The following is a 13,479-nucleotide window of genomic DNA, read 5'->3' on the forward strand; positions in this document are numbered from 1 at the left end:
GGGCGGAGGCGGGGCATGCCCCGCCTCTTACACCACATCTCTGCGCGCTACCCCTTGGCGAGGCTTGTTTTAGAGCTTGTGGCCAAAAAAGGGCAAATATGAGTACTGTTACCTTTTTAGTAGCAGCGATTCTTGGTCGAAATCGGCAAAACTCGACTTGAAACTTCCTAATCACCGTCAGCTAGCGCCAAATTGGAAGTCGATGGTCACTCATTAACGTACAGTTCTTATAACTTTGTTCATTATTTTCCGCACCTAAAATGATACGCCGTTTGTGACAGTACTCACAAACGGCGTTTTTTGACCACTGGCGTGTCTGGCAGGCGGCAAGCACCGCCCGAATCCGCATTTTGAACGCGCCCGAATCGGTTCTGGAGCCGGTTTTCGCGCTCTTACTCGTCTTTGGGCGAGGGATGCTTGCAGACCACGCTCATGTAGATCATGCCGAGCACGGCTGCGGTGACCGAACCGGCGAGAATAGCGGCCTTGGCTGCAAGAACCTCAAACTGGGCCGTCGGGAAGGCAAGGCCGCTGATGAGAATCGACATGGTAAAGCCGATACCGCCCAGAATGCCCACGCCGGCAATCATGTGCCAGTTGACATTGTGCGGCAGCTCGCAGGCCTTAAGCTTAACCAGGGCAAACGTCATACCAAAGATGCCGATCGGCTTGCCCAGCAGCATGCCAAAGTACACGCCGAGCGTCACCGGATCGGTGAGCAGCGTGCTCATGTCCACGCCCACTAAACGAACCTGAGCGTTTACGAACGCAAAGATCGGCAGGATCACAAAGTTGACCGGCGTGGAGATCAGACGCTCCATGCGGATAAGCGGCGGGGTCACGCGGTGCATGACGCGCTCGACCTTGGTTGTCGAGACGGTAAAGTCATGCTGGCCCAGGATGTGTGCCTCATCATCGTAGCGGTCATCGAGCAGCGGCAGGCACTCGCCCAGCCAATCGGTGAGGCTATCGAGCTTGACGCCACACTTGGCCGGGATGGTAAAGGCCAAGATGACGCCAGCAAGCGTGGCATGTACGCCGCTCTTGAACATGCAGAACCACAGCAGCAGCCCCAGTACCGAATACGGGGCAAGGCGGTAATGCTGCGTCTTGTTAAGCCACACGAGCGCGCAGGTCACAAGCGCGGCGGCGCCCAACCAAAACGGATTGGGGCTCTGACCGTAGAAGATGGCGATGGCGGCGATGGAGATCAGGTCGTCGGCGATGGCGAGCGTCGAGAAGAACACGCGCACGCCGTTGGGCACGCGATTGCCCAAAAGCGACAGCACGCCCAGCGCAAAGGCAATATCGGTTGCCATGGGGATGGCCCAACCGTTGCGGGCGCCGGCATGGTTAAAGATCAGGTAGATGCAGGCGGGAACGACGACGCCGCCCACGGCCGCCAACATGGGAAGCATGGCCTGACGCGGATTCTTGAGCTCGCCGACCGTCATCTCGTACTTAAGCTCAATGCCCACCAACAAAAAGAAAATCGCCATGAGGAAGTCGTTGACGAAAAGCTCAACGGTGAGACCAGCCGTAAGGTTGCCCAGACCCACATACAGCGGGGTCTCCAAAAAGTGATGGATGGCCTCGTAGGCATCGGTATTGGCGCAGATGACGGCGGCGATGGCGGCGATCACCATGACGGCGGCAGAAATGGTGCCGTTCTCGGCAATGCGCTCCCAGATGTCGTGACGTTCAAAGCGCTTGCGCTCACGAACATTGAACAGCTGCTCAGTTGCTGCCATGGGCGGCTCCTTTCACGGGAAAGCTCCCGTCTTAAAAAAGCACGGCCCGCCCAGATGGCGGCGCCGCGCTCTAACGTATTACGCTTGCATCTAGCCTACCCTGCGCGACAAGCGCGCAAGCGCGGCCGAAAAGCGGAACCACAGGTTGAACATTATTTGCTCAACGGCACAGGCACGCCTGTCCAAGAGACGACGCGGCGACGTGCACAAAAAACGACCGGAGCGCGGGGCGTCCGCGATCCGGTCGTGGCGTTTGGTCAACTAAACCTAGCAGGCGGCCATAATGGGGGCAGCGACCTGCTTCTTACGGGAAAGGACACCCGGCATCCAGACGCCGTCGTGCTCGTCAGCAATGCCCAGGCCCTTCTGAGCAGCCTCGGTCTCGCCCTCGAGCAGGACCTGCGAGCCCTCCTCCATGATGTCGGTGATGCACAGGACAATGCCGTCGGCGCCCTTCTCGGCGGCGTAGGCGCGCATGGCCTCGCGGATCTCGTCGATCATGCCGAGTGCGCGGCTCTTGTCGACGGTCTCGTACTGGCCGATGAGCAGCTTCTTGCCAGCGGGCTCGAACATCTTGATGTCGTTGCCGACCATCTCGGCTGCGGTGAAGGAGCCGGACGGACGGGTGAGGAAGACCTCCATGCCAAACTTGACCGGGTCGACGCCCACCTGCTCGCCGAGCTTGGCGGCAACGGCGCGGTCGACATCGGTGGTGGTGGGGCTCTTGAGCATGAGCGTGTCGGTCATCATGGCCGAGAGCAGCAGCTTGGCCTGGACGTCGGAAAGCTCAACGCCGAGCACGCCGGCGAGCTTGGTGACGATGGTGCAGCTGGAGCCCCAGGGCAGGCAGATGTAGTGCAGCGGGCCGGCGGTCTCGAAGTCGCCGATGCGGTGATGATCGACAACACCAAAGACCGTGGCGTCCTTAAGGCCGGCGACGGACTGGGCAGACTCGTTGTGGTCGGTGAGGACGACGAGCTGACCGGCCTCGACGGAATCAATCACGCGGGGCTCGGCAATGCCGGCGTCGGCGAGCAACTTGGCGGACTCGGCCGGAAGCTGACCAAGGGCGCAGGCCTCGTAGGTGTTGCCGGCATACTCAACCTGGTTGAGCAGCTGGGACAGGACGACGGCGCTCATGATGGCGTCGTTATCGGGGTTCTGGTGACCAAAGACAAGAACGTTTGCCATGGATATCCTCCACTTGATATGTGTACTTGGACGTAGCTATGGTAGCACGCTGACGCCGAACCTTATGAGACGGAAGGGTCGCGGCACAATTTGGGGCAAGCGCTGAGGCGAGGTCAGGGACGAAGCCTGTCCCCCTTTCACCACCTGCCCCCGCACCAGCTATTTACCGGCGGCGCGCAGGGCTACGTAAGCGGCACCGATGATGCCGGCGTCGTTGCCGAGCGAAGCGACCTTAATGGGCGTCTCGCGCGAGGCGGAGAGCGCGTACTGCTTAAAGTGCTCGCGGACCTTGTCGAGGTAGACATCGGCCGAAGCGGAAGCACCGCCGCCGATCAGGAACATCTCGGGATCGACCACGTTGGCAATAAGCGCCAGGGCGCGGCCGAGATAGTCGGCCATGGTATCGGCAGCTGCCAGCGCGAGCTTGTCACCCTCGCGGCAGGCCTGGAACACGTCCTTGGAATCAGAAGGCCCGGTGAGCTCGATGGGCTCGACGCCCGCCTTCTTGCACTCGGCAAGGTAGTTACTCACCACGCCGGTGGCGCTGGAATACTGCTCCAGATGGCCATGGCCGCCACAGCCGCAGGTGCGCTCCTCTTCGGGGTTCAGGCACATGTGGCCAATCTCGCCGCCGGCACCCACAACGCCCGATACCACGTCGCCGTTAACGATAACGCCACCGCCCACGCCGGTACCGATGGTGACCATCACCACGTTCTGTACGCCCTTGGCAGAGCCGAGCCAGGCCTCGCCCATGGCAGCGGCGTTGGCATCGTTTTCGTACTTAACGACCGCGTCGGGGCAGTGCTCCTGAATGGCGACTCTTAGCTCGGGCAGGTTAATGGCAATGTTGGCCTTGACCTTGGCATCGCCCGATGCCGGGATGGGGCACGGAACGGCCAGGCCAATACCCGCCACAAAGGCGCGCGGAATCTGGGCCTTGGCGACCACCTGGTCGATAGCCTCGGTCACCGCGGCAAAGCCCGCGGCGTCAACGATAGGAGGCGTGGGCACGCTGGCCTTGGCAAGCAGGTTGCCGTCCTCGTCGAACAGGCCTTCCTTAACCGAAGTGCCGCCAACGTCGATGCCGATATAGTACTGCTTAGGTTCCATGGGAGCCCACCTTTCTCGTTTAAACATTGCCTGTATGGTACCGCTCCCCAGGCAAAAACCTGTCAAAAAGGGACAGGTTTGTTTTGGCAGGTTTTATCTGGGAAAACGCAAGGCATGAAATTCGGTTCGCTGGGCGGCAAAACGGCCCAACCCCGTCCTCGAGCCAATCAATTTGCTCAATACCACATTATTAGAGTGCATATTAATTTGAAGCGCTCTAGTTGTTAAAGAGAAGCGTTTTTCAATTATCTCTTTCTCGAACTTTTCAAAAACGCAATAGGGATGCTTAGGCGTGGACTATACTTTCGTTTGTACTCAATCAAGCCGGAAAGGAGGTTCCATGATTCCCAAATACGAGGCAATAGCTGCAGATATCCGTCGAAGCATCGAGGACGGCGCACTTAAACCGGGCGATAAGTTGCCCACCGTCGTTGAGTTCTGTGAGCTCTATGGCGTTTCCAAAATCACCGTCAAACGAGCGATTGAGCAGATCACCGAGGAAGGCCTTATTACCAGCCGGCGCGGATCGGGCACCTACGTCAAGGACACGGCGGGACTTCCCGGCCAGGTGTTTTTTCAAGGCAAGAACGACCGTGCCCAGGGCTTTTCGTATGAGCACCGCGGGGAAAAGGTGACCTCGGTGGTCTACGATTTCTCGATCGTCAATCCGCCGGCAGAGGTTGCGACCCAGCTGGGAATGGCCGAGGATGACTTCGCCTATCACATCGTGCGCGTGCGCCAGGTCGACGAGAAGCCCATCGTCATCGAGTACACCTATATGCCGCTCGAACTGATCCCGGGTCTTAAAAAGAAGGACCTGTACGGATCGGTCTACGGCTTTATCCGCGAGCAATGCGGGCTGAAGATTTCGAGCTTCCATCGCACCATTCGCGCTGTCGCGGCAACTGAGGAAGAGGCTGAGCGCCTGGATACCAAACCCGGCTCTCCCCTGCTCGAACTCAACCAGATTGGCTTCTTGGATAGCGGTACCGCGTTTGAATATTCTATCTCGCACAACGTAGGCGACCGCTTTGAGCTGCACAACGTAACGTTGGCCTAGTTTTGTAATCCGGTGGGTGCTAGTTTTGAGCTGTCTTACGCGGCACCCGCACAACCTTATGGGAGTATGCACATGTCCGACTTGATTAAACTGACGCCGATCTTCCACGAGAAGATCTGGGGCGGCCGCCAGCTCGAAACCGTATTTGGTTACGACATTCCCGAGGGTCCCATCGGTGAGTGCTGGGCCATCTCGGCCCACCCCAACGGCGACTGCCAGATCGCGGAGGGCCCGTACGCCGGTCACACGCTTTCGTGGCTGTGGGCCGAGCACCGCGAGCTCTTTGGTAACTGCGAGGGCAAGGAGTTCCCGCTGCTCATTAAGATTCTGGACGCCAAGGACGACCTTTCGATCCAGATTCATCCCAACGACGAGTACGCCGCCGAACACGAGAACGGCAGCCTGGGCAAGACCGAGTGTTGGTATGTCCTGGACTGCGAGCCCGGCGCCACGATTATCGTCGGGCAGCGCGCCAAGGATCGCGGTGAGGCCGCACAGATGATCAAGGACGGCCGCTGGAACGACATGCTCAACGTGCTGCCGATCCACAAGGGCGACTTTTTCCAGATTGACTCCGGTACCGTGCACGCCATCAAGACCGGCACGCTCATTTTGGAGACGCAGCAGTCGAGCGATGTGACCTATCGCCTGTACGACTACGACCGTCCCGGCACCGACGGCAAGCTGCGCCCGCTGCACATTGAGCAGAGCCTCGACTGCATCGATTTTGATGTTCAGGCTCCGACCGACGGCACGGTGACCGCGCCCGAGGTCGATGGCGTGACCGAGCTCGAGTCCAACCCCTGCTACACCGTCGATCGCGTGCGCGTCGACGGCAGCAAGACCCTCGAGCAGCGCTGGCCCTTCATGTGCCTGTCGGTCATCGACGGCGAAGGCACCGTCTGCGGCGACCCCGTCCACAAGGGCAGTCACCTGCTGGCACCCAGTACCGTCAGCTCCATTGACCTCAAAGGCAAGATGGAACTGATCATCAGCCACCTCTAGGTCGCAACAACAACCAAAACGAAACAAGGGGCTCCCCCGTTCATCAACGGAGGAGCCCCTACTCGTATCTATATATCAGCCCACCCGGCTCTCCAGACCAAAAAGCGAACGAGCAGAGCGACGTTCGCAAGCAGCGTTATCTAAGGACCTGGGCGGGCGTATAGGGCAACATCGATCGCGAGTTCCGCACGCAAAGGAGAGCACTTAATGTGCTCTCCGTCTTGCGCAGGACTGTCCGAGCAGGCGATGTTGCCCTATACGCCCGCCCAGGTCCGCTGGGATTACGACAGCTTGACGATAGGTGCGAAGCCCTTCATGAGCTTTTTGGTCTGGCCGGTTTTTTCGAACTGCACCTCGATCATGTCTCCGGCGACCGAGATCACGGTACCCGTGCCAAAGGTCTTGTGGCTCACGGTATCGCCCGCGGCAAAGTCCTGCGACGCGCTGGCGCGATCGACCTTGCGCTCCACCGTCGGCGACACCTTGGACGACGGCTTTTTGGCTCGCGGCGCGCCCGAGCCAAAGGTCGAGGCAACACGGCCGGCGTCGGGCGAGACCCCACGATGGCGCTCGGTCCCATAGCTGCTGCCGCCAAAGAAATCGTCGAAGCTCGATCCGCCGCGCGAACCGGAACCGCCGGTCGAGCGCGTATGCGAGCCAAACACCTTGCCGCCATACATATCCGAGCCCATGCCCGAGCCAAAGGTGCCGTGACGGTCGCCGCGTTTCTCCCAGCCCGTGCCCTCAAAACCGGCAGAACCGATGCCGCTAAACTCGATGTCCTCGAACGGAATCTCGTTGAGGAAGCGCGAGCGCGGGTTGGCAGAGGTCGAGCCGTAAGTGCGACGCGTGGCCGCATAGGTCAGGAACAGGCGCTTGCGAGCACGCGTGATGGCGACGTAGGCCAGGCGACGCTCTTCCTCGAGCTTGCCCGGATCGTCACTACCGCCAAAGTCGTGCACGTGCGGGAAGATACCCTCCTCCATGCCGGCCACGAACACCGCGGGGAACTCCAGGCCCTTAGCGGAGTGGATGGTCATCATGGTGATGGCATGTGTCTCGCCGGCCAGGGAATCCAAGTCGGAGCGCAGGGCCAGCCACTCCATGAGTGCCGGCAGCGCCTTGCAGGTGAGCGGGCCGTAGGTGCGCTCGATCTCGTCGGCATGCACGGCACCCGCCGGCATCTCCGTCGGCGCGGCATACGCGTTGCCCGCGATGGCGGCGGCCAAGGCATCCTGCGGCGAGAGCGCCGGGGCGGTTAGGCTATCGAGCGGATTGGAGCCCGCGGCGTCACGAGCGCCGACGAGTGCCTCAAACGAGGATGCCGGTGCAGACGGCCCCGGCTCGGGCGCGGGCGCACTCACCACGACGGGCTCGGACTCGGCGCCGGCAGGCACGTCGGCAACACCGGCTGCGCGCAGCTCTTCTAGACTCTCGAGCGTGCCCTCGATATCCTCGTGCGTCTCCTCAAATTCGGCGGCGACGCCCAGGAATTCCTGGATGTTCTCGGCGCGGCTCTCGGACTCCATGGTGCCCTCGGCGCGGAACGCCTGCAGCAGGCCCGTCTTGTCGACAATCATCTCGACGACGTCCTTGAGCTCGCCGTCCATGCGACGGCCCTCGCGCACCAGCGCCACAAAACTCGACAGGCCGTTGCGCACCTTGGCACTAAACATGCCCGTCTCGGCTGTTGCGATCTCGCAGGCCTGGAAGAACGAGCAACGGTTGTCGCGCGCCAGCTGCTCAATCTTTTGGATCGAAGTGGAGCCGATGCCGCGGCGCGGCGTGTTGATGACGCGCTTGACGCTCATCTCGTCGGCCGGGTTCACGATCATCTTGAGGTAGGCCATGACATCGCGGATCTCGGCGCGGTCGAAGAATCGCGTGCCGCCGACGATCTTGTAGGGCACGCCCGCGCGCAGGAACATATCTTCGAGGATACGCGACTGGGCGTTGGTGCGGTAGAACACGGCGATATCGTCGTAGCTCGTACCCTTGGCATGCAGCTTCTCGATCTCGCCGGCAATCCAGCGACCCTCGTCGCGCTCGTCGCTTGCCTGGAAAGCCTGAATCTTCTCGCCATCGCCCTCGGCCGTAAACAGGCGCTTGTCCTTGCGCTGCGAGTTGTGACGCACCACGGCATTGGCGGCGCTCAGGATGTGACCCGTGGAGCGATAGTTCTGCTCCAACTTGACGGTCTTGCAGTTTTTAAAGTCCTTCTCAAAGTCCAGGATATTGGTGATGTCGGCGCCACGCCAGCTATAAATGGACTGGTCGTCGTCGCCCACGACCATAAGGTTTTGGTACTTGGCGGCCAGCAGGTTGGCGATCTCGTACTGGACGTGGTTGGTGTCCTGATACTCGTCGACGCTAATGTAGCGGAAGCGCTCCTGGTACTTATCGAGCACCTCGGGGCGGGTGCGCAGCAGCTCGAGCGTGCGCACGAGCAGGTCGTCAAAGTCCATCGCATTGGCGGCGCGCAGGCGGCGCTCCAGCTCCAGGTAGACCTGCGCGGCCTTTTTGTCATTGGGGCTATCGGCGCTCTTGAGCATGTCCTCGGGGCCGATCATGGCGTTTTTGGCCGAGCTGATCTTGCTGCGGATCATGTTGATGGGGAACTGCTTTTGCTCGATGCCGAGCGCCTGCATAATGTCACGCACCATGCGCTTTGAGTCATCGTCATCGTAGATGGTGAACTGGCCGGTGTAGCCCAGCAGATCGGCGTCCTCGCGCAGCATGCGCACGCACATGGCATGGAAGGTGCACACCCACATGCCACGGGTGCCGCTGGGGATGAGTGCCGTCAGACGCTCGCGCATCTCTGCCGCAGCCTTGTTGGTAAACGTAATGGCAAGAACCTGCCAAGGCTTAACACCCAAGTCGCCGAGCATATGTGCGATGCGGAAGGTCAAGACGCGGGTCTTGCCCGAGCCGGCGCCGGCGAGCACCAGCAACGGGCCCTCGGTGGTCAGGACCGCCTCGCGCTGGGCGGGATTGAGGCTGTCGATGTCGACGAGCGGCTTGATGGGCTTGGGCGCCGGCGCGGGAGCGTCGTAGATGTCGAGCGGGACGAGCTCGGGTTCCGGCGCAGCGGGGGCGGCGTATACATCGAGCGGCACGGGTTCCGGCGCGGGCGGCACGGGCACCGCGGCGTTCTTTTCCCAGGGCAAGGGCTGGGTCATGGGCGACTCCTCATCTGACGGACGGCGCGCCTGCGGGCAGCGCCATAGTTTGAGCCGTACCAGTATACCGAGCCGCGCGGACACCGACGCAAATCACACCACGACTCCGTGCGCCACCGTCAGGCCCGCCCCGGCAGATTTGGTGCAATGGGGTCAGGTTGGTCTGCACCACGTTGGTGCAAAGAAATCTGACCCCCAATGCACCAATCACGGAGCCACCGATGTCATGGCAACGGTAGCGAGCGGCGGCCAGAGCGAACAAATTGGCATGAAAAGAGGGCGGCATAGACCTTTTGGTCATGCCGCCCTCGTTGAATGACAAGTTGTCGCTCTGGCCGCCGCGCAGCGTCAACCAAGTTACAGGCCAAGCATAGGCTCCAGAACGAAGAAGTACGCGAGCACCACGATGCCCAGGATGATGCGGTAGACGCCGAAGCACTTAAAGTCGTGACGGCGGACGAAGCCCATGAGCCACTTGATGGCGATGAGCGAAACCACAAAGGCAACAACGCAGCCCACGCCCAAGATAGCGACCTCGTTGGCGCCGAACGTGCCGCCCTTGATGAAGTACTTGACCAGCTTGAGCGCACTCGCGCCAAACATGACAGGGATGGCCAGGAAGAACGTGAACTTGGACGCCACCGAACGCGTGCAGCCCAAAAGCAGGCCACCGATGATGGTAGAACCGGAGCGAGACGTACCAGGCACCAGCGAAAGCACCTGGAAGCAGCCAATACCCAGCGCAGTCTTCCAGCTCAGGTCCTCGAGCGTGGCGATGGAGCCAAAGTCCAGATTCTCATCATCGCCCTCATCCTCAGCGGTAGCCGCGGCGGGCGCCGCAAAGTGCGCACCGGTGGGACGTCCACCCGACGCCACAGCACGCGAACCAAACGAACCGGCAACGGCCATTTCCTCGCGCTTGCTCGCGCGCCAGTTCTCGATCACGATAAACAGCACGCCGTACACAATGAGCGCCAGCGCCACGACGGGAGCATTGTAGAAATGCTCCTCCATCCAGTCGTTGAGCGGCAGGCCGATCGCCGCCGCAGGAATGCAGCCGAGCACAATCTTGCCCCACAGCACCCAGGTGTCGCGACGGCCCTCCTTACCCTTGCTGGGCGAGAAGGGATTGAGCTCATGGAAGAACAGCACACAGACGGCCAAAATGGCGCCGAGCTGAATCACGACCAGGAACATATTCCAGAACGTCTCGCTCACGTTCATCTTGACGAACTCGTCCACCAAGATCATGTGACCCGTCGACGAAACGGGCAGCCATTCGGTGATGCCCTCGACCAGGCCCATGAAGGCAGATTTAAAAAGCTCGATGATATCCAAAGGGACCCCCTCGTTAGACACCCGCCGATATTGTTCTGCGGACGGTGCGGGCGATGTCCCATTATCAACCGTTGGCGGCGCGCCTGCGCCTACCCTTACCAAAAAACTCGCCCGTTCACAGAATTGCGAGCGGTCAAACCCAAATCCTTGGGTATAACTGCAACAAGATAAAGTGTCCGGCGGCCAACGCGCCCGCGCCCGCCCGATGCACGAGCCCCGCGCCCGTGCGATAGACCAAGGAGGAAACCATGAACGAGGGCTACACCAAGGTATTTGTTTCACTCGACGGTACTGAACAGCAGGATTTTGTGCTCGCACGCGCCATCAAGGTCGCCGCGAACAACGGCGCCAAGCTAATCATCGGCCACGTTATCGATTCCACGGCGCTCGAGAGCGCCGGTTCCTATCCGGTCGATCTGGTCAACGGCCTAGAGGAGGCATTTAAGAACTCCATCGCCAAGCAGCTCGAAGAGGCCAAGGCCAATCCCGACATTCCCGAGGTCGAAGTCATGATTCGCGCCGGCCGTATTCGTGAGACGCTCAAAGACGAGATGCTCGACGTGGTCAAGCCCGACCTGGTGCTCTGCGGCGCCCGCGGCCTGTCCTCGATCAAGTATGCGCTGCTGGGTTCGATTTCGACGTTCCTGCTGCGCAATACGGACTGCGACATTTTGGTCGTGAAGTAGCGTTGCTCCCACCGGCCGCGGGGCCTGCGGGGTTTCCACGGGCACGTCCTCGCCGCGTTGCGGCTGCGGGATGTGCCCTTAGGAAACCCCTCCCGGCCCCGCGGCCTTCGCAGCCTTACTTCAGCGAGTTGGCTGATAAAAGATAGCGTGCCGCCCCGTTTGGGGTGGCACGTTTTGTTTGGGCTGCACGTTTTTGTTTGGGTGGGCGTCTGCCGCGTTGCGTTACTCGAAATATTGAAACTTATTCGTTGAAAACGCGAATGTTACGACAAAGCCTTCGCCGGAGTCGGATGCCGCGGTGACGTCGATGCCCATCTTGGAGCACAGGCGCGCCACCAGGTAGAGGCCGATGCCCGTTGCGCGCTTGGTGGTGCGGCCGTTGTCGCCGGTAAAGCCCTTCTCGAACACGCGCGGCAGGTCGGCCGCGCTCACGCCGCAGCCGTTGTCCGCGACGGTGAGCTCGATACGTTCGCTCGCCAAGCCCTCGTCCAGCAATGCGCCCGAAAACACGATCTTCGCGCCGTCCTCGCACGCATATTTAATGCTGTTCTGAATGAGCTGGCCCAGGATAAATTCGAGCCATTTTTCGTCGGTGAAGACCTCGAAGTCGAGGTTCTCGCACACCGGAGCCACGTGCGCCGCGATGAGCTCGCGGGCGTTGGCTTTAATCGCACCCGTCACCAAGGTCTTAAGGTCCCAGCGACGAATCAGGTAGTCGCGCTCCACGACTTCCGAGCGCGCATAGTACAGCGCCTGGTCAATATAGCGCTCCACGCGGGCAAGCTCGCGACCGAGATCATCTACGCGCGACAGGTCGTCTTCGCTGCCGTCCAGGTTTTCCAGAATCAGGTGAGCCGCCGCCAGGGGCAGCTTGGCCTCGTGGACCCAGCTCTCGATATAGTCGCGATAGTCTTCGGTCTGACGCCGGCCCTCGGCAACCTCGTCGCAGGCGGCTTTGCCCACCCGGCACAGGACCTCGTACTCGAGCTCGCCCTCGGCATAGGTTGGGCATTGCACCATCTCCTGCACCCATGCGGGACTCTCGAGCTCCTCTGCCGCGCGCTCCAACTGACGCAGAAAACGGCGACGGCGAGCGTACTCGATCACGATGCCGAGCATACCGAAGATAAAGGATACGCCGACCGCCACGACCACGATAGAAACGGGTGCGCCGGCGACCGTCAGCACAAAGCAGCTCAGCAGCACGCCGCACGTCCACACGGCGACGGGAAGCAGTGCATCTTTAAAGAACTTGCCAAACGACATAGCCGGCCCCTAGACCGAATAGCCTTGGCCGCGATGCGTCGTCAAATACCCCTTGATGCCGATTTTTTCGAGCGTGGTGCGCAGGCGGTTGATGTTGACGGTGAGCGTATTGTCGTCCACGAAGGCGTCGGAGTCCCACAGGTCCTGCATGATGGCCGAGCGCGAGACGATCTTGCCCGCGCGGCTCAGGAGCAGCGAGAGAATGCGCAGCTCATTTTTGGTGAGCTCGGTGCTGTCGCCGGTCGCCGTGTTGGTGACCATAGAGCGGGCGAGGTCGAGCTCCAGCCCCTTGTGGACGAGCGTGCTGCGCTCGCCTGACGCCGCGGTGCGACGCAGCAGTGCGTTGATGCGCGCCACGAGCACGCGCGCGCTATAGGGCTTGGGAACAAAGTCGTCCGCGCCGAGCGTCATGGCCATGACCTCGTCGATCTCGGTCGTGCGCGACGTGAGGACGATGATGGGGACCTCGGATTCGCGGCGAACCTCGTGGCAGATATGCTGGCCGTCCTTGACGGGAAGCGTGAGGTCGAGCAGCACCAGATCGGGCGCGGCGGCGAGAATATCGCGCGAGACATGCTCGAACGATTCGCAGGCCTCGATTTCAAACCCGGCGCGGGCAAGGATGTCGACAAGCTCACGACGAATGGGCTCGTCGTCCTCAACGATATAGATTAGCGCCATGGATTCCGCTCCCCTCTTGATTGTCTTGCCACCATTATGGCTGCGAAACTGCAGGTGCGCGCCACGCACGTCGCCAAGGTGACAGAATTGTTCGCGAGCGGGGGCGTTTTGTCCGCCTCGCACTCGCAGCGGTGGCGGGAACCAAAATGATTCTTTAATCCCCATTACAGTTTGAGTCGTCCGAAAGGGCGGCTCTTTTCCGTTGC

Annotated in this window: 10 protein-coding genes; 3 read left to right on the top strand and 7 right to left on the bottom strand. The window is 60.9% G+C overall.

The window, feature by feature from the left end; genetic code table 11:
* Positions 1-392: 392 nt before the first annotated feature.
* From nhaA to DWV43_RS09165, 3 genes are all read right to left on the bottom strand, one after another.
* Positions 393-1,751 carry a Na+/H+ antiporter NhaA gene (gene nhaA / locus DWV43_RS09155; protein WP_117646236.1) on the bottom strand — a complete coding sequence of 453 codons (1,359 nt, stop codon included), beginning with the start codon at positions 1,749-1,751 and terminating at the stop codon, positions 393-395.
* A gap of 267 nt (positions 1,752-2,018) precedes the next feature.
* Positions 2,019-2,942 (bottom strand): manganese-dependent inorganic pyrophosphatase, encoded by a 924-nt coding sequence (locus tag DWV43_RS09160; protein ID WP_055251253.1) that lies wholly within the window; start codon positions 2,940-2,942, stop codon positions 2,019-2,021.
* A 159-nt stretch (positions 2,943-3,101) separates the two neighbouring features.
* Complete coding sequence (locus tag DWV43_RS09165) at positions 3,102-4,055, bottom strand: ROK family protein (protein WP_233539252.1); 954 nt, start codon at positions 4,053-4,055, stop codon at positions 3,102-3,104.
* A gap of 340 nt (positions 4,056-4,395) precedes the next feature.
* Here DWV43_RS09165 and DWV43_RS09170 point away from each other — a divergent pair, with 340 nt between their 5' ends.
* Together DWV43_RS09170 and DWV43_RS09175 are read left to right on the top strand one after the other, a co-directional pair.
* Positions 4,396-5,115, top strand: coding sequence for a GntR family transcriptional regulator (locus DWV43_RS09170; protein ID WP_117637077.1), 720 nt, complete (start codon positions 4,396-4,398; stop codon positions 5,113-5,115).
* 72 nt (positions 5,116-5,187) lie between these two features.
* Positions 5,188-6,120, top strand: a complete 933-nt coding sequence (locus DWV43_RS09175; protein ID WP_369832345.1) for a type I phosphomannose isomerase catalytic subunit — start codon at positions 5,188-5,190, stop codon at positions 6,118-6,120.
* 281 nt (positions 6,121-6,401) lie between these two features.
* Here the strand turns inward: DWV43_RS09175 and DWV43_RS09180 are convergent, their stop codons facing one another.
* Positions 6,402-9,302: an ATP-dependent helicase gene (locus DWV43_RS09180; RefSeq protein WP_117769928.1), complete on the bottom strand. Its 2,901-nt coding sequence runs from the start codon at positions 9,300-9,302 to the stop codon at positions 6,402-6,404.
* A gap of 357 nt (positions 9,303-9,659) precedes the next feature.
* Positions 9,660-10,640: an undecaprenyl-diphosphate phosphatase gene (locus DWV43_RS09185; RefSeq protein WP_117769929.1), complete on the bottom strand. Its 981-nt coding sequence runs from the start codon at positions 10,638-10,640 to the stop codon at positions 9,660-9,662.
* Between the two features lie 248 nt (positions 10,641-10,888).
* Between DWV43_RS09185 and DWV43_RS09190 the strand changes: the two genes are divergently transcribed.
* Complete coding sequence (locus DWV43_RS09190; RefSeq protein ID WP_006235921.1) at positions 10,889-11,326, top strand: universal stress protein; 438 nt, start codon at positions 10,889-10,891, stop codon at positions 11,324-11,326.
* Between the two features lie 222 nt (positions 11,327-11,548).
* Here the strand turns inward: DWV43_RS09190 and DWV43_RS09195 are convergent, their stop codons facing one another.
* Together DWV43_RS09195 and DWV43_RS09200 are read right to left on the bottom strand one after the other, a co-directional pair.
* Positions 11,549-12,592, bottom strand: coding sequence for a sensor histidine kinase (locus tag DWV43_RS09195; protein ID WP_117818251.1), 1,044 nt, complete (start codon positions 12,590-12,592; stop codon positions 11,549-11,551).
* Positions 12,593-12,601: 9 nt separating this feature from the next.
* Positions 12,602-13,273, bottom strand: a complete 672-nt coding sequence (locus tag DWV43_RS09200; RefSeq protein WP_117564915.1) for a response regulator transcription factor — start codon at positions 13,271-13,273, stop codon at positions 12,602-12,604.
* Positions 13,274-13,479 lie beyond the last annotated feature (206 nt).

It is taken from the genome of Collinsella sp. AF05-9 (assembly GCF_003465595.1).
Lineage (GTDB): Bacteria > Actinomycetota > Coriobacteriia > Coriobacteriales > Coriobacteriaceae > Collinsella.